Annotated in this window: 23 protein-coding genes; 8 read left to right on the top strand and 15 right to left on the bottom strand. The window is 45.4% G+C overall.

Going from position 1 to position 22,032, the window contains the following annotated elements:
• Positions 1-522 precede the first annotated feature (522 nt).
• Complete coding sequence (locus C1S73_RS17810; RefSeq protein ID WP_038869695.1) at positions 523-1,242, top strand: hypothetical protein; 720 nt, start codon at positions 523-525, stop codon at positions 1,240-1,242.
• 37 nt (positions 1,243-1,279) lie between these two features.
• Here C1S73_RS17810 and C1S73_RS17805 read toward each other — a convergent pair whose 3' ends face one another.
• From C1S73_RS17805 to C1S73_RS17795, 3 genes are all read right to left on the bottom strand, one after another.
• The gene (locus C1S73_RS17805; protein WP_038869693.1) at positions 1,280-1,531 is read right to left on the bottom strand and encodes a TIGR03643 family protein; all 252 of its coding nucleotides are present in this window, start codon (positions 1,529-1,531) and stop codon (positions 1,280-1,282) included.
• A gap of 129 nt (positions 1,532-1,660) precedes the next feature.
• Positions 1,661-2,080, bottom strand: coding sequence for a VOC family protein (locus C1S73_RS17800; RefSeq protein WP_038869691.1), 420 nt, complete (start codon positions 2,078-2,080; stop codon positions 1,661-1,663).
• 39 nt (positions 2,081-2,119) lie between these two features.
• Positions 2,120-2,716: a LysE/ArgO family amino acid transporter gene (locus C1S73_RS17795; RefSeq protein WP_005434851.1), complete on the bottom strand. Its 597-nt coding sequence runs from the start codon at positions 2,714-2,716 to the stop codon at positions 2,120-2,122.
• Positions 2,717-2,927: 211 nt separating this feature from the next.
• On the opposite strand from C1S73_RS17795, the gene C1S73_RS17790 reads away from it, so the two are divergent.
• The 5 genes from C1S73_RS17790 (at position 2,928) to C1S73_RS17770 (ending at position 7,050) form a co-directional block, all read left to right on the top strand.
• On the top strand, positions 2,928-3,389 hold the full coding sequence (locus tag C1S73_RS17790; protein WP_038869690.1) for an ecotin family protein: 462 nt from the start codon (positions 2,928-2,930) through the stop codon (positions 3,387-3,389).
• Entirely contained in the window at positions 3,386-3,694 is a 309-nt protein-coding gene (locus C1S73_RS17785; protein WP_038869688.1) for an MliC family protein, read from the top strand. Before C1S73_RS17790 ends, C1S73_RS17785 begins: the two co-directional genes overlap by 4 nt.
• Before the next feature lie 586 nt (positions 3,695-4,280).
• Entirely contained in the window at positions 4,281-4,685 is a 405-nt protein-coding gene (locus tag C1S73_RS17780) for a hypothetical protein (protein WP_038869686.1), read from the top strand.
• Between the two features lie 14 nt (positions 4,686-4,699).
• Positions 4,700-6,262: an NAD(P)-binding protein gene (locus C1S73_RS17775; RefSeq protein ID WP_038869684.1), complete on the top strand. Its 1,563-nt coding sequence runs from the start codon at positions 4,700-4,702 to the stop codon at positions 6,260-6,262.
• The gene (locus C1S73_RS17770; RefSeq protein WP_038869682.1) at positions 6,259-7,050 is read left to right on the top strand and encodes a hypothetical protein; all 792 of its coding nucleotides are present in this window, start codon (positions 6,259-6,261) and stop codon (positions 7,048-7,050) included. The genes C1S73_RS17775 and C1S73_RS17770 overlap by 4 nt, the downstream gene beginning before the upstream one ends.
• A gap of 255 nt (positions 7,051-7,305) precedes the next feature.
• Here C1S73_RS17770 and C1S73_RS17765 read toward each other — a convergent pair whose 3' ends face one another.
• From C1S73_RS17765 to C1S73_RS17715, 11 genes are all read right to left on the bottom strand, one after another.
• Positions 7,306-8,916, bottom strand: a complete 1,611-nt coding sequence (locus C1S73_RS17765; RefSeq protein ID WP_227740548.1) for an SNIPE associated domain-containing protein — start codon at positions 8,914-8,916, stop codon at positions 7,306-7,308.
• Between the two features lie 151 nt (positions 8,917-9,067).
• Complete coding sequence (locus tag C1S73_RS17760) at positions 9,068-9,559, bottom strand: VOC family protein (protein WP_038869680.1); 492 nt, start codon at positions 9,557-9,559, stop codon at positions 9,068-9,070.
• A 156-nt stretch (positions 9,560-9,715) separates the two neighbouring features.
• Entirely contained in the window at positions 9,716-10,654 is a 939-nt protein-coding gene (locus tag C1S73_RS17755; RefSeq protein WP_038869679.1) for a LysR family transcriptional regulator, read from the bottom strand.
• Positions 10,655-10,748: 94 nt separating this feature from the next.
• Entirely contained in the window at positions 10,749-11,999 is a 1,251-nt protein-coding gene (locus C1S73_RS17750) for a hypothetical protein (protein ID WP_038869677.1), read from the bottom strand.
• A gap of 347 nt (positions 12,000-12,346) precedes the next feature.
• A complete protein-coding gene (locus C1S73_RS17745) occupies positions 12,347-13,360 on the bottom strand; it encodes an IS110 family RNA-guided transposase (protein WP_102778931.1) in 1,014 nt (337 codons plus the stop codon).
• A gap of 108 nt (positions 13,361-13,468) precedes the next feature.
• A complete protein-coding gene (locus C1S73_RS17740) occupies positions 13,469-14,677 on the bottom strand; it encodes a NupC/NupG family nucleoside CNT transporter (protein ID WP_038868149.1) in 1,209 nt (402 codons plus the stop codon).
• Between the two features lie 313 nt (positions 14,678-14,990).
• A complete protein-coding gene (locus C1S73_RS17735; protein WP_038868152.1) occupies positions 14,991-15,308 on the bottom strand; it encodes a DUF4144 family protein in 318 nt (105 codons plus the stop codon).
• 156 nt (positions 15,309-15,464) lie between these two features.
• Positions 15,465-16,175 carry an HAD family hydrolase gene (locus tag C1S73_RS17730; RefSeq protein ID WP_038868154.1) on the bottom strand — a complete coding sequence of 237 codons (711 nt, stop codon included), beginning with the start codon at positions 16,173-16,175 and terminating at the stop codon, positions 15,465-15,467.
• Between the two features lie 204 nt (positions 16,176-16,379).
• On the bottom strand, positions 16,380-16,670 hold the full coding sequence (locus C1S73_RS17725; RefSeq protein WP_005435368.1) for a putative quinol monooxygenase: 291 nt from the start codon (positions 16,668-16,670) through the stop codon (positions 16,380-16,382).
• A gap of 143 nt (positions 16,671-16,813) precedes the next feature.
• Positions 16,814-17,350 carry a DUF924 family protein gene (locus C1S73_RS17720; protein WP_038868156.1) on the bottom strand — a complete coding sequence of 179 codons (537 nt, stop codon included), beginning with the start codon at positions 17,348-17,350 and terminating at the stop codon, positions 16,814-16,816.
• Positions 17,351-17,411: 61 nt separating this feature from the next.
• Entirely contained in the window at positions 17,412-19,259 is a 1,848-nt protein-coding gene (locus tag C1S73_RS17715; protein WP_038868159.1) for a M3 family metallopeptidase, read from the bottom strand.
• A gap of 242 nt (positions 19,260-19,501) precedes the next feature.
• On the opposite strand from C1S73_RS17715, the gene C1S73_RS17710 reads away from it, so the two are divergent.
• Positions 19,502-19,873 (top strand): hypothetical protein, encoded by a 372-nt coding sequence (locus C1S73_RS17710; protein WP_033005074.1) that lies wholly within the window; start codon positions 19,502-19,504, stop codon positions 19,871-19,873.
• A 10-nt stretch (positions 19,874-19,883) separates the two neighbouring features.
• On the opposite strand, the gene C1S73_RS28215 is transcribed toward C1S73_RS17710, so the two are convergent.
• Entirely contained in the window at positions 19,884-20,018 is a 135-nt protein-coding gene (locus C1S73_RS28215) for a hypothetical protein (RefSeq protein ID WP_258070912.1), read from the bottom strand.
• 130 nt (positions 20,019-20,148) lie between these two features.
• On the opposite strand from C1S73_RS28215, the gene C1S73_RS17705 reads away from it, so the two are divergent.
• A complete protein-coding gene (locus C1S73_RS17705; protein ID WP_038868164.1) occupies positions 20,149-21,837 on the top strand; it encodes an amidohydrolase in 1,689 nt (562 codons plus the stop codon).
• Positions 21,838-22,032: the final 195 nt, after the last annotated feature.

Genomic DNA, 22,032 nt, shown 5'->3' with positions numbered 1-22,032 from the left:
CTGTTGGTGAGTCACTAACACGGTCAAATATTAAGCGTTGCAGATGACCCCCCTAGCATCTGCAATCGCTTAATCTTCTTCAAATTAGGCTCAATAATATCAAGCCGGGTAGTGAAAACTGTCCGGTTTTTATAGAGTTATCACACTACTTTTCTGTAATTTCCTAAAATTTGTATGCAGGGAAAAATGCGCGACAACGCTGATTTTCCTTATAAAACAATCATTAATAACACCGCATTTCGTTCTGTCTATTTTCAATACATAACATTTATAAAATGATCATTTAACTGTTTTGTAACAAAATATATGCTTCATAAATCAATGAGGTCGTTAAATATTCATACGAAAGCATTAAGAGTTGTCCTAACCTCGCCGCTGGCCAGCCGCTCCGAGCCGAAATCATTCCCAAACTCTACTCTTCCGCTTGAAGCCACCTCATTCCAAGGAGCGTATTGATAAATACCTCACTTTCTTAGTAGTCAGCATGACGTGTTGCGATGCAGCACCATCAAGGAAGGTGACATGAACTGTTTACAGACCAGCCTTTATAACTTGCTAGAAGACAATAACTTTGTACCCTCTAAAGAGTACAAAGCCTCGATTGCAAGCTACCTACATTCCGATTCCTCACTTACACCTCAAGCGATGGGTAAGCTCACCGGAGAAATATTCCAGAGCAAACAAACCATGGCGTATTACTTGCTGCACAATGCCATCAACGAAGAAGAAGGCGCAGAGCGACTCAAAATGATCGCCAATCGTTATGCGCAAGGGGAAATGAAGCAGCAAATCATGCATCACTGCCAAAACGACAGAAATCACTCAGCCATGTACGCCAGTTTGATACCATTAACGGGTTACCAAACTGAGGTATATCAAGAAGAAAAGTCGAGTGATTTCAGCAATGTGAGCCACTTTTACGACGACATTAAAATCCACCTTTTCCGAGCTCACTCCGTCGAACTTCGTTCTTGGTGTTTATTGGTTTCTCAACTGAGTTTTATCGACCAATCGGATATCCCGTATCTGAAAGAGATGCGACCGACCATTCAGCAGATTTTAGATGATGAGGTGAGGCAAGTTTCCTACACGGCGCAACACGTCAGCCAGTGGTTGGAAGAAGATCCATCACTGTGCCAAGCCTTCACGCAATGCATGAACCACACCTACCGAGAAACGTGGGATTACCTTGCCTCCATGACGGAATTTATGCGAGACAGTGCGCCTTACTTTATGGTTTAAGCACATAGCGTTTGAAATTGAAGGCTCTATGAGGGGCTCAACGTTGTTTGTACTGCGTTGGGCAATAGCCTCTGTTGACGTCCGGTGAGCGTAGTTTTAAGTGCTTGGTGTTGCGCCCAGAGACGCGTTGTCGCCAAAGCTTGAAACTGCGGGGTTTGAGGTGGCGACGCATCAGGCTGATAATGCCATTTTCGTTCAGGCCGAATTGATGCTCAATGGCTTCAAACGGGGTTCGGTCTTCCCATGCCATTTCTATGATTCTGGATAGTGCGTCGTCGCTGAGTGTCATGGTGTGTTCCTAATTAGGGATGCCTATTTAAGCTTAGGAACACACATACGTAATCTACGGCGGAACGGTTTAATTGGAAGTCGTTTTTAGCCGATAAGGCAAGGAAATAAAGTTTGGAATAGCAACGAGTTATTTCTGTGGTTTAAGCTCGACCACATTGCCTTCTGGATCTTCTAAATACACGGAGCGACCGAAGCCCTGAGCACCATATCGTTCGGCAAACTCTTCGACGTGGACATTATGTTGATGAAGATATTCAAGCAACTCAGACTCTTCAAAAGGCGCAATTTGCAGGCAGAAATGGTCAAGGTTGCGGCCATCTTGGCTTGGCGATTTGCCGCCTAACTTGCCGAGTTTACTTTCAACCGTCACCAAATCAATGATGGCTGTGCCTGCACGTAACTGCGTCAGCCCTAAGTCGGGCAACTCCCGCTCGATAGGACACCCCAATAGATCTCGATAGAAACGGAGCATCGCATCGAGATTATCCGTTCTTAACACCACATGGTCGAGGGCTTTGATTTCAATGGGATTGCGCTGGTTTGCCATGACGTGTTCCTTTTTCGAGCATTGAGAAAAGTATACGCACTAAACCAGCAAGCTGATCGCCAGAGCCAGCATGACAAAGCCAATAATGAACTCAAGAACCTGCCAAGAGCGAGCATGCTTAAAGATGGGGATCAATAACTTAGCGCCATAGCCTAGGCTGAAAAAGAACACGAAGGAAGCTGATACCGCACCCACGGCAAATTGCCATTTGTGCGGTTCATATTGAGTAGAAATTGATCCTAAAAGCACAACGGTATCAAGGTAAACATGCGGATTTAACCAGGTGAATGCCAAGCAGATCAGAGCCGTTTGCCATGCACTTTTGGAGGCATCACCTTCAGGATTCATCACGTGTTTTTGCGTCAATGCCGAGCGTAAACTGCTGAGACCATACCAAGTTAGGAAGGCAGCACCAGCATATCGTGCGATGGTTTCAATCAACGGAAACTGCTTCACTAAGTAGCCAAAACCCGCCACACCAAGGGAAATCAAGATCGCATCTGACAGTGCACAAATAAAGCACACCAGAAAGACATGATGCTGTTTGATGCCTTGTTTCAGCACAAAGGCGTTTTGCGCTCCGATAGCAAGAATCAGTGATATGCCAAGCGTAAAGCCAGCAAGGTAGGTGGTCATTCTCTCTTCCTTGAACATCGACCAAATAAGGCTTCAAACCATAACTTTGTTGAAAATAGTCTGCAAGGGTTGCGGAGAAGCCTTGCTAGAATGACCTAATAAGATATTGACGTCGTAATTGTGAGAGTAGACCTCAATTTAAACCGCACTTTCACAATAAGCTGGCGTTCCCCATTACAATATGCCCATCCATATGAAAAAGGAAAAAACGATGAAAGCAGTTTGGTTGGCCGCAGGTGCATTGGCACTGAGCGGATGTTCGACAATGAACTCAGCAAATGATGCATCTCGCCCATCGGCAGAGATGTTCCCAGAGATGGAGAACATGACGAAGCACGTTTTCTATGTAGACCCAGCAAGCAACGAAGCAGATAAGCGCGTTGAGCTTGTGGTAGGCAAAATGATGGAAACAGACTGTAACCGCGTTTCTCTGGGCGGCAGTGTGAGCGCGCACTCGCTAGAAGGTTGGGGTTACACTTACTACCAAGTTGACGCTTCTCCAGCAGGTGGCATCTCTACACTAATGGCTTGTCCTGAAGACATGGAGAAGGTAGAGACTTTCGTTCAAATGCCAACACGCGACCTTTACCGTTACAACAGCAAGCTACCTGTTGTGGTTTACGCGCCAGCGGATTTGGACGTGAACATTCGCGTTTGGGCACCTGAAGAATGATTGCTAAGCAGGCAAAAATCGCACTGACATTAGTTGGTTTGCTTGCGCTTGGTGGCTGTGCCTCTACCGCGCCAGAGTATCGATACCAGTGTGATGATGGCCATCAGTTCGCTGCTAGCTTTGATCAGGAAAAAGCGCTGATCACTGTTGATGACGGGAGAGAGATTGAACTCAAACAAGTTCGCTCTGCCTCTGGCGCAAAATATATGTCTGATGACCAAATGTTAGTTCTGCACACCAAAGGTGACGAAGCGATTTTGATCGTCAACGAGATATCCCAAAGTGCATGTCGCGTGACGAAGTAATCGTTAAATTCAAAAGGCTTGGTTGATACCAAGCCTTTTTTTTCACGCTTTGTATGGTGGTCATATGTTTTCTGTGGCAATACGGTTGCAGCTTCCCTTTCTGGGTCAATCCACATCGAACAAATCCGCCTCTAGCACCCTCTTTTCTTCTTCGTAAAAACTACTTCGAAAGTTTAGGTCAAGTTACCTTATCGTAAGTTTAGGTGAGAGATTGTCTTATTTTATAAAGTTTTAATATTCAATGTGTTACTAAGTAAACTCATTGAACAACTATTTGTGTCATTTATCATTTAAAGGTTATGTAATTAATCAGGTTTATTTTTATTTTTGTCCAACCTTCGAAAACCTTTCCAATATCTGGCTTTCTATATTTGTTGTCTTAGCTTCTAAAATTCTCTGTTTAGTATTAATTTTGTTTATTCAAGGTGCTGATAATTATTAAGTTTATCTTTTATTTAGCATTTTTGGACTATGGCGTATTTCTTACAAAATTAAAATCCTTAAGCCAATGGTCGTAAGTGCGGAGTTGATATACATTCTCGTTTGGGAACATTCCCGCTATAAATATAAAAATGGAGAAATTATAATGAAAAACGTTCTTGGCTTCGTGACCCTTCTTGCTGCTTCTTTTGTTCACGCTGAAGACGCGATTACTTTCCCAACCGAGCAAGCTGCTGGAGGAAATGACGCGATTGTCTTTCCTACTGTGCAGAATCCCATTGTGTTGGTTGGTGGGTACGAAGTAGAAAATGGTGTTTTGCGTTCTCGCACTTACGACTGTGGGATTAATATCAGTGACTTAAACCTCTCAGCCCAGCTTGTGTGGGAAGGTGCGACACCTAAAGTGATGATTGTGGGCGACGATCTGATTATGTGTCGTTCACTGGCGAATAGTCCATTTGAGCTCGACATCAGTACGGTGTTGAATCAACTTCCGAACCACGATCTATATCGATTAGAGATCGCGAATCATGTCAACTTTCATCGATAGTTCGAGGAGAGAACATGACTTTTTACTCTTCGAATAAAAGGGGGGAGAAGGCCTGTGCTTGCACGGGCTTTTCGCGTCCCAAAGTGGCGATTTTCGGTGCTGGAATTTCTGGCTTAACTGTGGCTCATAACTGCATAAAACGAGGTTTTGAGGTTTCTGTTTACGACAAGGAGCTATACACCGGAGGAAAGTGTATCGGAACGGTAGATGAAGGGGGGAGGGTTCATGAACTTACTCATCGGCAGTTCTTCGCAAAAAACCACAACCTCATTAATTTTCTTAAAGAAATTCCTTCAGGGGCTGGCTCTTGTTTAGACTCGCTTTACCCTCAGAATATCGTGCAATTTTCTTGGGCACAAAGTAGCAAAACCATACAGTTTCAGCGTGGTTATTTTACGCGTTTAGAAAAACTGTGGGATGACGCAAAGTCCGCCTATTCAATGCATTATGCTCAAGTTCCTCTAACGGATACGTTTTGGTTTAAGCAACGATTGCAGCAAACGTATTCTACAGAGGAATTACTCGGTGTTTCCGTTAGAGATTTCTTCTGCTACGACTCAAGGCCACACCTTGCCGCTTTCCTTCGTTCAGTCTTGCTAGGTTGGATTGGAGCGACTGATGATACGCCAGCATTGGCGATTTTGGATTTACTCAACAATAAAGAAGGCGAGTTGCATACTTTGGCACCAGACGCCTACAGCTTGGGAATGCGCAAACCCATTAGTGACGCGCTTATTAACCCGTTGACTCACCATCTCCAAAAGCAGGGTGTTCAGTTTCACTTAGGCTACAAAGCGAAGGCCATCTATCCCAACAAAGCACGGACCCGAGTGGATGGTGTGCGACTACACAATGACTGTACCGTTCTCGCCGATTATTATGTCTTTGCGCTTCCGGCCCATGTTACTCACTCTTTACTTTCAGAAACCAGTTCAGCATTAAGTTATGATTACGTCTTGAGCCACGGTTTTCAGTTTTATTTTTCTCGTATCCCTGCTGAACTCAAAAATAGAACGGTTGGCTTAGTCCTCGATTCTCCCTGGGGATTGAGCTATCACGTCACCACCAGAAACACATCTCGAGGTGAGGTGACGTGCTTATCGGTAACCGCGACTAAGCTTGATGATGCACTTGGGCTTTTGTATCAAAAGCCAATGCTGTCTTGTACTGAAGAGCAAGTAAAAGATGAATTATTGTTTCAGCTTTTTGGGCAACTGGATCTACTCGAACATTCGGCTTACAAAGGATTTAGAGTTGGCCTTGGGGCAAAAATAGTCACACCTCAAGAGCTAGACACTTTGTACTCAGAGTACTTTCATGGTGATGTTTTTATCAATGAGCGTGGGCAGCCTCGACAGTGGGTTTTGCAACACGCCCTCACTCAACCTACCACTCAGAATACGCTCACAACAACAGTGAAAAACTTTTCTAACGTCTTTTTAAGCGGTGAGTATTTATCTGATCCCCGCCAAACTTGGCGAGTACCGGTTACGTTGGAGCGATGTATAGAAACCGCTAATTTATGCTCGGCGGATTTAGCCGAGTATGCAGACTCTGAACATGAGATGTGCCAATGAAGTCCCGAATTTATTCACCCTTGTCATCGGGGCTCTTTCTGTTGCTGTGTTTGGTGTACAGCAGTGGTTTTTATCTACTAGTGCAAAGTTCGATTTGGCTCGCGTTAGCATTGACAGTGCTGTTACCTGTGGTGTTCTGGCCGTTAACGCAACCGGTCGAAAATTCAGGAGAAATAAAGCGAATCCTCTGTTTAGAAACTGGTTTTAACGTGTTGTGTTTTTTAGCGGCGAGTAAATGGGTCAGCATCGAACATGTTGATAAGGGTTTGGTCGTATTTTTCGTTCTCCAGTCCGCGGGGTTTTTATTGGTGCAGTTTAAAAAGCGGGCTTATTTGTCGATGTTTATATCGATGGTACTGGCTGCAGCGATCGCCTACTGGGTACATTCAGGGATACAAACCACACTGCAAGGAGAGGGGAGGATCGTTTTATTTGGAGAGCCTGTTCCTTGGCAATTAAAAGTGATTTACGGTTTGTGGCTGACGCAATTACTGCTTGTCGAATATCGTTCTGTGTTGCCAAAACTGACGTTGGCTATCTGCCACATTGCGTCTTTTGTTATTGCAATTGGTGCTGAGGATTTCTTCCACGCCCGCATCGCGACAGCCAGTCACCTTCTTTTCCTCAGCCTGTGTTTCAACTTAAAGAGTTTAGATTGGGGAGGAAGTGAATTCGCAATATCGAATCGATTGAGCCGTTTCATTCAATTGCCAATCGTTAGAGAGCCATTTTCTGAGTTTTTACTTGGCGTTGTTGCTATCACTTATCTTGGGATTTTTCTGATGTAGTCTCTTGGGGTTATGTGTTTCTCACTAGCAACCCCCTCCAACTCCCCCTTGTATTGACATGGTTTGCTCAGCATTTGCATTTCTTGTCCAAGGGGGAGGGCTGTCCTTTGGTGTCATTTCGACGAGCCTAGGCTACATCAAGAATCTCGTTTTAACACGCTCCGACAGTTCCTCCCCTTTGCTCTCGATGTATTTTGATCGCCGAAGCTGAGACCAAGGAAAGGTTAGATGGGGTTGATGTTATAGAGTGCTTACTTAAATAGCATCGGCGAAACTTGGTAAGTTGTTTGCGCGTTCTGCTTCTTCTGAAGCACCGTGCTCCTTCACTTGTTCCTGCTTCTTCATTGCTTGAGTTTCATAATACTCTTGAGCAACGGCAGTCTTCACGAACTCTATCTCATGGTTTGAGAAGGATTGCGCAGCTTCCTGTATTTCGTTTAGTGTGGCATTGAAGAACTCTTTTCGTCTGTTAATCATGTTTAATCGGCGAGAATCGAAGACTTCATGTAGCTTCCTCTCTAATGTCGGAGCATCATCAGTATGAATCATTGCGTGTACATCAAACGTGAATGGTACAGAAGCATCCCCGAGTTCTTTGACGCGATCCATTGGTTCAAGTCGACGTGTCATACCGATTTTATATATATCTTCGCCAAAAGAGCCGATATTTGAAATAACGTAAACATGCCCTTGTTTTGTCTGCTCTGCCATTGATTGAGCACGTTGGTGCTTGAGCTCTGCTTCCTTCAGGTTGGCTTGTAGTTCTGCTATCTGTTGTTCAAGCTCTAGCTTTAGTTCGTCACTGGCTTGCTCTAGTTCTTTTCTCGCGGTGTCGAGAGCTTTTTGGAAGCGTTTTTCTTCCTTTATGGCTTCTGCTTCAGCTTTTTTAATTTCGGCTTCAACCTTAGCCTCTTCTCGCATTTGTGCCTTTATCTCTGCTTGTTCAACTTTCTCTTGTTGTTTTTTCTCGCGATATTCATAGGTCAGTTGAAGTTCTTTGAGCTTTTCTTTTAAGTACTTGTCTGTGATGGAAATGGCATTCGGCTCGTTAAGCTGGTTGATTGCAGTAAAAGCCTTTCTAATACGCTCTTGCATTTTGACGACGTTCTTCCATGTACAGTTAGCAATTGCTGCTTCACATTCGTTGTTAAAGGCTCTAGCACTAAGTCGAATGCTCTTATCCGTCATCTTCTTGCCTTCAGAACGTGAACCGTCGACGGTCCATTCTCTATAGCAAAAAATAGCACCGCTAGATGATTTTTCTCTCATCAAAGCTTTTTGTCGGTCTTTGCACTTTTTGATTTCTTCTTTGAATTTCTCTGAGGCATCGAAGTCAAATTTTGGTTCATAGAAGCCAAGTTCTATTAGTTCAATATCGTCTCTAAAAATAGCAATCTGCCTGCTCAAAGCATCATAGGTTAGCTTTTTGCTTTTGTAGTCAGTACGTAACTCATTTATTTTTAATTCAGTTAATCGCTGCTCCTCAACGGTTTGATTCTTTTTAGACTCTAAGTTTTCAAGAGTCTTTCTCGCTCGAGCTTCGATTTCCTCTTTAGCAATTTCCAGAGCATTTTTTATATTGTGACATTCAGCCTCAGTATCAAAAATTTTCGAGAATCTTATCTTGTACTCATCAAGACGTTCGGTTGCCTCGGTGATCTGGATTGTGTTGTTTTCAATGGTTTTCTTTTGTTCGGAAGTCGTTTGGCGATAGTTATCAATTATAGAGTTAGCTTGAGAAAGCTCAGATTGAGTCAGTCTAAGTTGATTTTTGGCGTTGCTGCCTCTCTTTATCAAAAGGAGTATTACAATGAATAGAGCTGCAATTGAGCCAATTAAGAAATGTGGCAAGTATAAGAATTCCACGATTAAGCCTCTGTTTATATTTAATAGCTAAAAAACAATAATAATATAACGGGCTGCCGTTCTGTATGTCGATTAAGATCATAAGAAATGAGTTTAATAAACAAAAAAGGGTTGGCACTAGGCCAACCCTTTCTGGTTCTTAAGCATTCAATTATTCGTAATCAGACGCGTAAGTGTCTTCGTAAGAGTGTGAGTAGAACTCAAATAGGTTGCCAAACGGGTCTTCTAGGTAAACCATTTGTGCTTGCTTTAGCTCGTCTTCTGGGTGGTAGCGCATGATATCCATACGTACTTTACCGCCGAATTCTTCTACACGCTCGATTGCTGAAGCAAACTGCTCTTTTGGTAGTTGTAGACAGAAATGGAAGATACCTAGACGAGAAAAGTCAACGTTATGACGCTCTTCACGGTCAACCATTTCGAACAGCTCAACACCGATGCCGTCAGATGTCACTAGGTGAGCGATGTTGAAGCCTTTGAAGCCCTCACCGAATACAGCGATACACATACGACCGATTGCTGATTCGCGCTCTTCGATAACTTTTGTGTTGTTCATTACGATGCGAAGACCAAGCGCCTTAGTGTAGAACTCTACTGCTTTGTCCATATCGCCAACCATGATGCCTACGTGATTCATTTTCATAATTCTGCTCCAAAAAACTGTGATGTTTAATTCGTGTTTCGTTTCGATGGAGGTGAGTATATGGAGAAATTCTGATTATATGAAATTATCAATAATTTTGAAGATAATAATTTTTTATTATCATTATTTCTTAGGCATCACTCGTTTTATTTTCAGTTAGGCATAAGACTGACTGACGATGAGCTCTCTTAGCCATTTGTGGCTTGGGTCATTGTCGAGTTGCTTGTTCCAAAGTAGAAAGAACCCGCCAGGTTCCATTTTTATTGGGAGCGGTTTGATCACAATGTCTGATTTACCTTCGAACTCGCGGATGCTTTTGTAAGGATAAGTCAGTATCAAGTCGCTCTTCTCACACAGTTTCACCGCGCTGGAAATATCAGACATGTTGACGGCGTTGTCGATGCGCAGGCGTTGTATGTCGAGCACCTCATGTAATAGCCAGCTAGACACACCGCCAGTGATGACTTGGATATGGCGGTACTTCAAGAATGCGTCGAGATTCCATTCTTCCTCTAATGCTGGGTGTCCTTTTCGCAAGATGCACGCCGAGGTGTCACGCATCAGTTCTGCGTAATTTAGAGTGTCAGGGATGGTATCGACATGGGTTTTCGAACGATCATCAAACTCAAAGATACCGACACCAAAATCGATCTCTCTTCTCTGTAATCGAGTAATGCTGCTGTTACTCCAATCTGCACTTTTGATGGTTATCTTTGGCGCACTAGACAACGCTTGAGGCAGAAAACGCGGGTAAATCGTGGAGTAGGCGGTTTCGATAAGGTCGATACTGAAAACGCGAGTCGAGCGTTCTGGGTCAAACTCTTCTGGTTCACGAAGCTGATCAATTTGCATCAGGATTTGTTGCAGCTTGCTTTCTAATGCCAGCGCTTTTGGGGTCGGCAATAAACCTTTGGATTCTCGCTCGAATAAAGGGTCATCAAACTCTTGGCGCAATTTAGTAAGCTGTTTACTGACGGCCGATTGAGATAAGAATAGTTTCTCTGCGGTTCTGCTCACGCTGCGTTCTTGCAGTAAGACGTACAGACAAATAAGCAGGTTCATATCATTTTTGATTAAGTGGGATAGATTTATCATGATATTCCTATCATTCAACTTACAAATTGAAGGGTATGAATAGAAACTATATCACTTAACTGAATTGAGCCAGAAATACTGACTCGTTGCCCACTTAAACAATCAAACTGTTGAGGTATTGGCTAAGCTCTGCCCGAATCTCTAGCTCTGCTTCTGATAGGTATTTGGGTGTGTGTGCATCAACCTCGGCAATGTTTTGTTCGCGAACTTGATGGGTATCGCCGATGGTGTCAAATACGCTGCGCAGCAAGTTCATGGAGTGCGACATCAAGGCTTCGCTTTCTTGTTGTGAGAGTAAAGGCTCCGCGTCAAAACCAAGCGCGTAGAGAATGTCGTTAAAGTGCATCGCATAACCTGAGCCAGAGACATCAAATGTGGTGCTTTTGATGCCATTTGGGCTTCTCTCCCACAGATACGGCGGATGCTTGAGTGTACCAAAACCAATTGCAATGACGCGCTCTGGATAGTGCAGCTCCAACCTTCTGTCCCAGGTATCACAGGCTTTTCCTGCCTCAATCACTACTTCAATATTGCCCTCGGTCGATGTGAGTTCGCCTTCGACATAGAGATGAGTTTCAGCGCCTTGTGTGTACTCCAATTGCGATTCGTCAATACGTTCGGCACGGACTTGTTTAAGTTCAATCTGTGAGTCTTCTATGCCGAATTTATGCAGGTAGCGAACTAGCCCAGCAATCGCGTGGATGCCCATATCAAAGCCATAACCTCCGCCGCCGCTGGTGGCTAAGTTAAGTAGCTTTCTCGCGTTGAGTAACGCAATTCGGTTTTCAAAACGGAAGTCTTGGATAGCTTCATGACTGTCGATAGGGTTGTCGCCCGCAATCGCGATGATCTTGCGCGGGGCTGAGTCAGGTAGTGCGACAGATGAATCAGCAAAGAGCGCTTCCAACGAAGGAGAAACCAAAGCAGTATCAATAAAGTAAAATTGCGCTCCGCGACGTTTAAGCTCTGGGATGATTTGGTTAAATCCTCTGTCGATTTCAGCCAAGGAAAAAGACGGTTTCTCAACCACAAACAACAGGTTTTGAATGTCGAGTGCACTACTCACTTGTTCAATGATGGAGAGGTGTGTGCCAACTGGTGTTAGGATGAAGGTCGCAGCAACATCAGTGTGTGAGTGAGCATGTAAAAACGCATCAAGATCGGCGTAGCGAGCGGAGTAAGGGAATTGGAACTGCGATGCACAGGAATTGGGATGTTGAACTGCAGGGTCAATGGCGACGACATCAAAGCGAGAGCTTAAGGTGTGCAGAAGGTTCTCATATAAACCAACCACAGACGATTTAGCGTTCCCCAATCCACCAAATACCAATACGACCTTGTTCATCACATCCCCTTATCCCAATTGCACTCACCAACAGGCTAGCAAAAATACGCTCAGGAATAATGGGATAAACCCGGAATTTTAAGTTCTGTATTCGGTGAGTCATACAAAAAATGTATGGTCCGCCCCGTTATTGCAACTACAATTTAGTAATAACGGAGTTGGTTTGCGCTAATGTATTCGGAGTCCTTGTTGGGAGCACTAGCTTCCCAGCTCCACGATGATATCCGCGCCAGATTATCCTTAAAAGCCCCAAAGCAACTAGGTGCTATTTTTTGTATCAGGTTACTAATCTGGCCGATAGACCGTTTTTGTCATCACGTTCATTGGCGTTGCAAACTTGGTTATGGCTATACAGCCTTAAAAGCTTGGCGGTGGTACAACACCGCCCAAGCTATTCTTGCTAGCTTATTGGCAAGTGCGACTACCACTACATTAAACGGCTTTGTTGCTCGTAAATTGACTAACCAATCTCCAAACACTTTTCCTGTTGTTTCTATCCTAGATAGCACGGACCTCGCTCCATGTATAAATAGAGCGCGAAGGTGTTTGTTCCCTCGTTTACTCATGCCTAATAACTTTGATTTGCCACCCGTTGAATACTGCCTTGGAACGAGCCCTAGCCATGCTGCCATCTCGCGACCTCCACCAAAGTTTGAAGGAGAACTGATATTGGCCACACACAACGTTGCTGTTAAATCACCAATACCAGGAATACTCTTCAAAAGTTCGGCATTTTCATTATTTTCAGTAATCGCTTTCAGTTTTCTATCTTGAGTAGATACTTGCTCATTTAGGTATTTATAGTGCTCATGAATCGAGAGCAACTCAGCGACCAGACTCGGTGGTAACTTTATATCTTGCTCGGCCAACCACTGAAATAGCGCTTTCATCTTGGCATGGCCTTTAGGAAAACTCAGCCCAAACTCAAGTAGTATTGCTCCAATTCGGCTCATACAAGCCGTTCGTTCTTTGATATAACCATCCCTCACTCGATGGATAGCTGCGATTACCTGAGCTTCCTCTGACTTGGCAGAGACAAATCTCATGCTTGGTCGACTCGCTGCTTCTGCTATCGCAGCCGCATCAATAAAGTCGTTCTTATTACCTTTGACGTAAGGTTTTACATATTGAGGCGGGATAAGTCGAACTCGATGCCCATAGGCTTCACACTTTCTCGCAAGCCAGTGAGCACCACCACAGGCTTCAAAAGCGATGATGGTAGGTTCAAGTACAGATAAGAAACGGAGTAGTTGGCTTCGACTAAACTTACGGCGAATAACGTCTTTGCCAGTGTGATTGTTGCCAACCGCATGAAAGCAGTGCTTGCCTAAATCGATACCTAAGATGTGAATGGTAGACATATGTTTCACCTCGTTCTGAGAGCCTACTCTAAGCGTAGGGCTTGAGAGTGAGGCGGACCATATAATTAGCCCACGCGATGGTGGGCTTCAATTGGAATGAGAGGGGGATTACAGGGCGATAAACAAGCCTGCCAGCGCTGCACTCATCATGTTGGCAAGGGTCGCAGCAATCACGGCACGGAAGCCAAGTTTTGCCACTTCTTGGCGTCGCTCTGGTGCCATCGCGTTAATTGAACCCAGCTGAATCGCGATAGAGCCGATGTTAGCAAAACCACACAGTGCGAAAGTGATGATGATTTGGCTATGTGCTGAAAGGGTTTCTTTCACGTTGACGAAATCAAGGAAGGCCACGAACTCATTCAGAATCGTTTTCTGACCGATCAGTGAGCCAGCGGTTAGGATTTCATTCATCGGGATACCAGCAAAAAACGCCAGTGGAGCGAACAGGTAGCCAAAGATCAATTGCAGCGTAACGTCTTCGTAACCAAACCAGTTGCCCACGGTTTCAAAACCTGCGTTGACCATCGCGATGACGCTGACAAAAGCAATCAGCATGGTACCTACTGCAACTGCCACTTTCACGCCGTTCATCGCACCAGATGCTAAGGCATCAACGATGTTGGAATCTTCGCTTTTCTCTAGCTGAATTGCGCCTTGATGTGCCGATACTTCACGTTCTGGCACTAAGATCTTCGCCATCAACAAGCCACCCGGAGCCGCCATAAAGCTCGCCGCGATAAGGTATTTCAGTTCAATACCCAGTGCTGCGTATCCGCCTAGTACGGAACCTGCCACAGACGCCATACCACCAACCATTACAGCGAACAGTTCAGAGCGAGTCATGTTGGCTAAGAACGGACGAACCACCAAAGAGGCTTCACACATGGATAGGAAGATGTTGCTGGTTGCAGCAAGAGATTCGACTTGAGAAGTACCCAGTAGGCGATGGATAGCACCACCGATGACTTTGATAAGAGCTTGCATCACGCCCAAGTAGTAGAGCAATGAAATAATGGCAGAAAGGAAGATAATCAGAGGAAGAACGCGAATTGCGAAGATGAAATTGCCCGTTGCGAGTTCGCCAAAAACAAACCCGATGCCTTCGTCTGCGAATGAGAGGAGCCCGGATACGCCGTTGCTGATGGAGCCTAACATGGATTGCCCGAGAGGGAAGTAGAGCACCAGTGCCGCAAAACCGGCTTGAAGAGAGAATGCGCCGATTACGGTGCGCCAGTTGATGTCGCGACGACTATCAGAAAGTGCGTAAGCACACGCCAACAAGGCCAATACGCCGGCCAAGCTGAAGATGATTTGCATTATGTTACCTTGCTTATGTATCTGTTAATGAGCGAGCTAAGAATTAGGCGCACGCGTGCAGAGGCAACATTGCGGAGAGTGCAAAATGTTGTCTTTACCCGAAGTCGAATTCAAAGCCCGTAAACGCTGACAGTTACGCTGGGCCCTGTTCCGTGGGGCAAGTTTCCATTTTGCAGCCGATTGAAAGCTGGTTCGATTCCTAACTATTTGAGTCGGGAACCTATCTAACCGGCGCGGAGTATACGCACGGTTCTAGATGCTGACAACGGTTATTGGAGCGATTTTTTGTTGTACGAAAGCAAAGGCGCAATTGTTAATCAGCTAAGGCCTCAATCGCTTGTTGGACGGAAGTGAAATGGATTTTGATGATGCAGCGCTGTGCTTGAGCAAACTCGTGTTTTTGAATCAGCTCTGTCACTTGCTGCACGTTCAAGGTTTGTGGCAATAGACCCAATTCCACCGTGTTATTGCGACCCGTTTTTAACGCAAAGCAGTGACCTTGTGTATCAATCACAATGTCATCCTGACCCCAAATTAAGGCTTGGCACTCGGCGTTTAACTGCTCTGGCGAAGCCAAATACACCAGTTCGTCGTCGCCATCGAGTTTGAGCAAACAAGGCCATGTGATCATTGCGTTACCTTAGTATTGGAGTGGGTCATTTAAAATCGTCTACGCGCTAAATTAGCGGTGTAAGGCAAGTACGATACACAAAGCCTAAAGAGAGCAAAAGGCTTTGTGTCTTGCTGTGTATTTAAAGCGCTTTAGTTTCGCGTTGATAGAGAGGGGCTAAGCGTACTTACCAATGATGTCGATTAAGTCGTCCACTTGATGCGCCACATAATCTGGCTGGGCGTTCCAGTGCTCTGGTTGAGCGCCGCTGTACGCCGCTGCTACGGCGATCACTTTGCAGCTGCCACCTAAGTGATGCTCGATATTACGTGCAAACTGCGTGTCTGCCTCGTGGTCACCAATGTACATCAGCAGTTGTTTATCGGAGTGTCCAAAGATGGTCTCGATGCATTTAATGCCACCAAAAGGGTCCGGTTTTTGATGCCCGTTAGACACATCATCGTAGCCCACGACGGCTTTAAACAGTGCATTGATTTGGTTTGCGCTGAGTACGTTACGAATGTTGGATTGCGAGTTCTGAGAGCAGACTCCGTGTGGCAGGTGTTCGAACGCATTAACCACATCGACAATGCCACTGAACAGATTCACTGGTGTTTGGTTTTGCTCTTGGTGCTCTGCCCACATGGTGCCCGCGACGAGCATTTCATCATGGGATAGACCATAGTAGTTTACGTACAGTTCTTGCCAGTTTTTCGCTGCGTGATTGGCATGATGATAATCCATTTCACTGCGTAGGTATTTCGGTAAGTTATCCCCGGTCAGGTGCGGTGCTACAACGGACAATATCGCTTTGGTGATGTCGATATTTTTCGGAATAGAATTTACTAGGGTGCCATCGTAATCCCACAATACGGCGTCTAACTTCATACAAAACCTTTTGATACAGCAGAGGGTGAGTAGCTTTAAATCTTGCCAGTGTTAGTGGGGAGATAATCAGATCTTGCTCATGTTTTCATAAGCTTGCTTTGAATCGAACGGAGGGGAAGGAAGAGAGAACAAGCGAGAGAATAACAAAAAGCCAGCAAGGTGATGGTTGCTGGCTTTCTAGTGCGTGCTGTGTTTTACAAGGCGTTAAGCGATGTGCGACATCTCGTTTAGAGTGAAGGTGTCTACCGCGCCTTCAGTTGCTTTCATGTATTGCGCTAGGTGCTCGTTGTCCATGTGTGTGCGCCATAATTCGCGTGATTCCCAGTTTTCGTAGAAAGTAAAATGCGCTGGGTTTTCGTTATCTTGGTGAAGGTCGTAGTTGATGCAACCTTCTTCGGCACGAGTGACATCAATCAGTTTAAGTAGCTCGGCTTTTACCAATTCTACTTGGTCTGCTTTGGCGATGATGTTAGCGACGATAGTCAATTTAGCCATGATGGAAATCCTCTGTTGATCGTGATGTATCGTGTTGACGAGGTAAAGATTAGTCGCGAATCACTAAATGATAAACAGCACAATGATTGATTTATTATCAAATATAAATTGATAATCGAACTTCAGTCTTGTGCTAGCTGTGTTTAAAAACTGGAACCCGGTTGTTGTAAGAATTCCACTTCTTCTGCGGTGTTATCACGGCCTAAAATCGCATTACGGTGTGGGTAGCGACCAAAGCGGTCGATGATCACTTTATGCTTTAGTTCGAACTCGTAGTTCGATTCTCGCCCTAGTGCTTTGAACAGCTTCTCTGCCTCTTCATGAATCCGCTTAGATTCACTGTGCATAAATGGCATGTACAAAAAGCTGCGTTCAACGTCGGTCAATTCTTGGTCTAAGCCTAGACGAATTGCCTCTTGTGCCAAAGCAAGTGCGAGGGCATCTTGAGCAAAAGCTTTTGGCGTATTGCGGTAAACGTTGCGAGAGAATTGGTCGAGCACGATGATCTCCGCCAGACGGCCTTGCGCTGTGTCTCGCCAGTCAAACAATTCAGATTGAGCGGCTTGTTCTAAGGTGGTGAGAAAGCGTGTTTCGATTTGTTTATCGACGTCGGCATTACTCACAAACCAGTCTTTTGGTTCCAGTTCTTCAAACCAGAAAGTCAGGATATCTTGGTACATGGTTGCTTCCCTGATAGAAAAAGAGCTAGGAGTATATAATACCCCCAGCTCTCGGTTTCGCTTATCGACCGTAAGTCTCTTGGATGTAGCGCTCAAACTGCTCACACATCTGCTCGTCTGAGACCGTATTGCTCGCAAGCTCTTTGCTGCCATCTACCACCTTGATGCTGGCATTTAAAGACGCTACCGGAGCACGTTCACGAGTTTGCAGCGAGGCAATTTTCTTCTGCTGAACTTCCCATGCTTGTTCTGGCGATAGGTTACACACGTCTGCCAGATACTTAGCGTTAAAGCCTTCACCCGTTAGGCTAACGATAGTTTCGTTATGCGATAGGTGGTTACCCGCATGCCAGTAATGTTTCGCCAGTAGCGGACCAATCTCTGGGTTGTCAGTCAGGTAGCCAAACTTGTCGAGGAAGTAAGCGCGAGTCTGGTAAACCGCCATGTGTGCTAGCAAGTAACCGTGGTAGGCACATGCTGCTTCATCAGACAGAAGGTGTGGAATCGCCATCAATGGGCGTGGGCTGCATTCCAAACCAAGAATTTGCTTTTCACAATCGCGTGCCAGCTTAGTGATGCGCTCTGGCGTCAGTTCTTCATCGCTTAATTGGTAAAGTGCACGTTCAAAATACGGCACAACCAAAATGCTGCGTTCTTCGTACGCTTTGAATGGCTGACGGCTGTTGATCATCGCTTGAATGATCTCATCTGGTACTGGATTACCTTCTGCGTCCAACGCGTATTGTTTTAGCCAATCGGCATCGGTCAACAGGCTGTCACAGAACATAGATTGTGTTTCTGCGTATGCCATGGAAGTTGGTGCGAATTCTTGAGAGAAACACGGCGCGTTCATCTTAACGTTAGCGAAGTGCGCAGCGTGACCGCCTTCGTGGAACAGAGTATTGATGCCATCGTAGCCGCTGCCCACTTGGTCTGGTTTCGCGTTACTGGTGAAGTTCACCTGCGCGGCAACCCATTCGCCTTGGTTGTAGAACGATGGGATAGGACCATGGCAGAAACCGTTCGGGTATTTGCCTTTGCGGTCAAGTAGGTCTAGCGTCAGCTCTGCGCCTGAGTATTCGATGTTAAGACGACCGAATGATTCCACCCAGCGACGTAGCGACTTTGAGAACGGTACGTACGGGTCTAAGTCACGCATGACATCACCCGCGAACGAGTACACAAAGTTGTAGCCAGTCAGTGCGCTTTGACCTTTCTGCTCAGCAAGGTTTGCCAAGCTGCTTAGGTGGGCATCACGCGTGCGTTGTTCAAAGTCATCCAAGATGCTGAACAGTTGCTCTGAGCTCATCTTTTCTGTCTTCTTCACTGAGTAGTCAAAGAAGGTTTCGTAGCCCAAAGAACGTGCGAATTGGTTACGCAGTTTGATCAGCTCAATAAAGCCGTTTTGTAGCAACCATTGCTCAAGGTCGAGCAGCGTTTGGTGCGCGGACTGACGCACTTCTTCGTGATTATTGGCGCGAATGGTCGACGACAATACTGGCAAAGAGCCCTCGGTTTGTTCACCGTTTTCATTGGTAAACGTCAGAACGTGATTTTGCTTTTTCTCGAACAACTCGGCTTCAAATGCAATCAGATCATTTTTTTGCGCTTGAGCTTGTTCGCCTTCAATTGCATGCGACTCAAACGTTGCTAACCAGCCTTGCAGACCAATTTGCGTTTGCTGTTTCTCTTGTGGATCTGTGATTGTTTCAGCTGCTTCAAGTTGCGCTTTGATAGCTGAGATTTGTTCGGCGTTGCTTAAGAAATTGGTCCAAGCGGTTTGTGCTTTTGTCGAACCATCGTGGTCGTCGCTGATGCCCATGTACGTCTCCCAAAAGAAATCTTCTTTGGTGCGATGGATAGCGAGGTAACGTTGGTTTAGGTCGTTTAGGTATTCCGTTGCAGTCATTTTGATCCTTCAAATGTTTGCTTTATTGAGGTTTTTATCGTCATTGATTATGGCACGCATGAGCAGCAGAAAGGAATGCGAAATCCATTTGTCATGTTTATGGCTTGTAAACAGGAATTTACCGCACTTTTTACATGTGCAGACGTCAGTCACAAAATTTTTCCGTTTTTGATTAGTAATGGCCGTTCTCTATTTATAAAATTCGGTCTTTCGCAGTGGTGCTGAAAGTAAGGAAAACAATAATGAAAACAAGAATCGCAGCTCTAACAATGGGGCTAACCTTGGTGGGATGTTCAGCGACAACACCAACCAATGACCAAGTTTTTAATATCGAGGAAAACTGCGCCGTCATTATGAGTGAAGGAGTGACGCCAGAAGAACGTTGGAGCGCCTACAACAAGCTTATTGAAAGCTATGGCGACCACTATGTATCTGATAAGAACCGCTTGGAATTGGCTCGATGGAACTCATTTCGCCAAAAACTGATTCGCGATGAGAGTCATCAGTTACTCAAAGAATTTATTGAAGTGAGTGACTGGGGCTGCGCAAATGGCAATTACCTTGAAGAGATGTACTTATTTGTGAAGGAAACACAAGCGAGCAAATCAGAGTAAGACCTGCGCCTTACTCGTCTTCATCCGATTCTTGATGCTGATTGATCTCTTTACCACACCCTAAACATTGGTTTGAGAGGTCGGTTGGCATCATGATGATCAAACCACAATGAGGACATAAATCGCCTTGGTCGTATCGTCGCATTGTTCACCTTTTCATTATACGGTCTGTTGTTTTGTACTTTTAAACCAACCCCGCAGAAATTACGACATCATCAGCAAACTAAACCAATTTGCATATACTCAATGTGTTAGCGAATACAACGGAAGGTGTCATGTTAACTCCTCATAGACTGATTCTTGGTGCTGCGTTGCTGCCTGTATTTAGCGCGTGGGCGAATGCTGCTGAGCAAACCGCAGACGTGGTGTACATCAACGCTGGTATTTATGGTCATCCAAAAGCAGACGCTGTTGCCGTGCATCATGGACGGATTGCTTTTGTTGGCGATAAAGCTAAGGCACAAATGTGGGTTGGTGAAGGCACGGAAGTGGTGGATTTGACTGATACCTACTTGTTGCCAGGTTTTGTCGATAACCACAATCATGTGTTTGAGGCGGCTTCCGAAGCAGGCGGTACGTGCTTATTGCAAGCTGGCACCTTGTTGGATGAGCAAATCCCACAACTGCAAGACTGTAAAGAGTTTGTCCAAGATGGCGAATGGTTGATGGGATACGGTTTTACGCTTGATGCGACCTTATCGGAAGAAAACCAACGCACGCCTCTCGAAGTGATCGATGAGGTATTTCCTGAGACGCCGGTGGTGTTAATGGAGCAAACCTCTCATTCGATGTGGGTGAACTCGGCTGCGCTGAAAGCGGCGAATATTGATAAAAGCACACCCGATCCGCAAGGCGGTCGTATTCTCAAAGATCCGGATACAGACGAGTTGAATGGAATCTTGTTGGATAACGCCGGTGATGTAGTGATGGAACTGGCTTGGAACAGCATGAGTGCGCAATTTGCGGTGAGCTACCAAGGTTTGTTGACTGGTTTAGAAGAAGCCGCGCTTTACGGCATTACCACAATTGGTGATGGGCGAATGTACTGGAAGCGAGGTTGGTATGAAGTGTGGAAGGAGAGTGAAAAACGAGGTGATCTGACCGCTCGCGTCTCTTTGCGACCATGGATTTATCCGACTGACAGCATGGACTCTCAGCTGTCGTATTTGAAAGGCATTCAGTCCGACGATACTTCTCGCTTATTGCTGGTGAACCAAGTCAAAATGTACAGTGATGGCATCTTCATCAATGGTACAGCAAAAACCCTTGCGCCTTATCTTGATACTTACCTGCCAGATTCTCCCTATGGGCTGAATTACATTTCGCCACAAGCAATGCCCGAATGGCTAAGCAAGCTCGATAAACTCGGTTACAGCGCGCACATTCATGCTATCGGTGATGGTGGTATTCGTGAATCACTCGATGCAATTGAGAAGGTGCGCAGTCAGGGCAATCAGAGACGTTACACTTTGACGCATGTCGAATTGGTCAACAGCAAAGACGTGCCAAGGTTCGCCAAGTTAGGTGTCACGGCAGACTTTCAAGTTGGCTCCGATTATGTGGCTTATCACGATCACCAATGGGCAGAAGCCTTCTTAGGCGGTAAGCGAGCCAGAGCCTTAATGAACCTGCGTGCGCTTTACAATGCCAAAGCTAACGTGACGTTAAGCAGCGATTGGAATGTGCATGATTTGAATCCATTGGTTGGCATCTCCAATAGCTTGGTGATGGGCGAAACCGGATTGCCAAACGTCTCAGCTGCGATTGATGCCTACACGATTCATCCGGCTTACAGCTTGGGTTTAGAAAAGGAAATTGGCTCAATCGATATCGGGAAATCGGCAGACTTTGCTGTATTGGATCAAGACATCACCCAACTGAAAGCGGAAGACATCGCCCAAGGTCGCGTCCTCATGACGGTGTTGAGAGGGGAAGTGGTCTACGAGCAACTAGATGATGAATAAGCCGAGCGATGACTCACTCGGCTGAAAGGTTATACCCAAGTAGCTTCAAGGTGTTAGGTTCAGCGAGAATGACTTGGTTTGAAGGCGAGGCAACAATTTGAAGATCTAGTGGTTCTAAATCAAAAATTGTTAACGAAGCATACGAACCAAGGCAACTCGCCCTTTGGGATCGTGTCACTGACGCAATTTCATCGT

This window comes from Vibrio jasicida 090810c (assembly GCF_002887615.1).
Lineage (GTDB): Bacteria > Pseudomonadota > Gammaproteobacteria > Enterobacterales > Vibrionaceae > Vibrio > Vibrio jasicida.
Note: the sequence above shows the minus strand (reverse complement) of the source record. Positions and strands in the feature narration are given on the sequence as shown.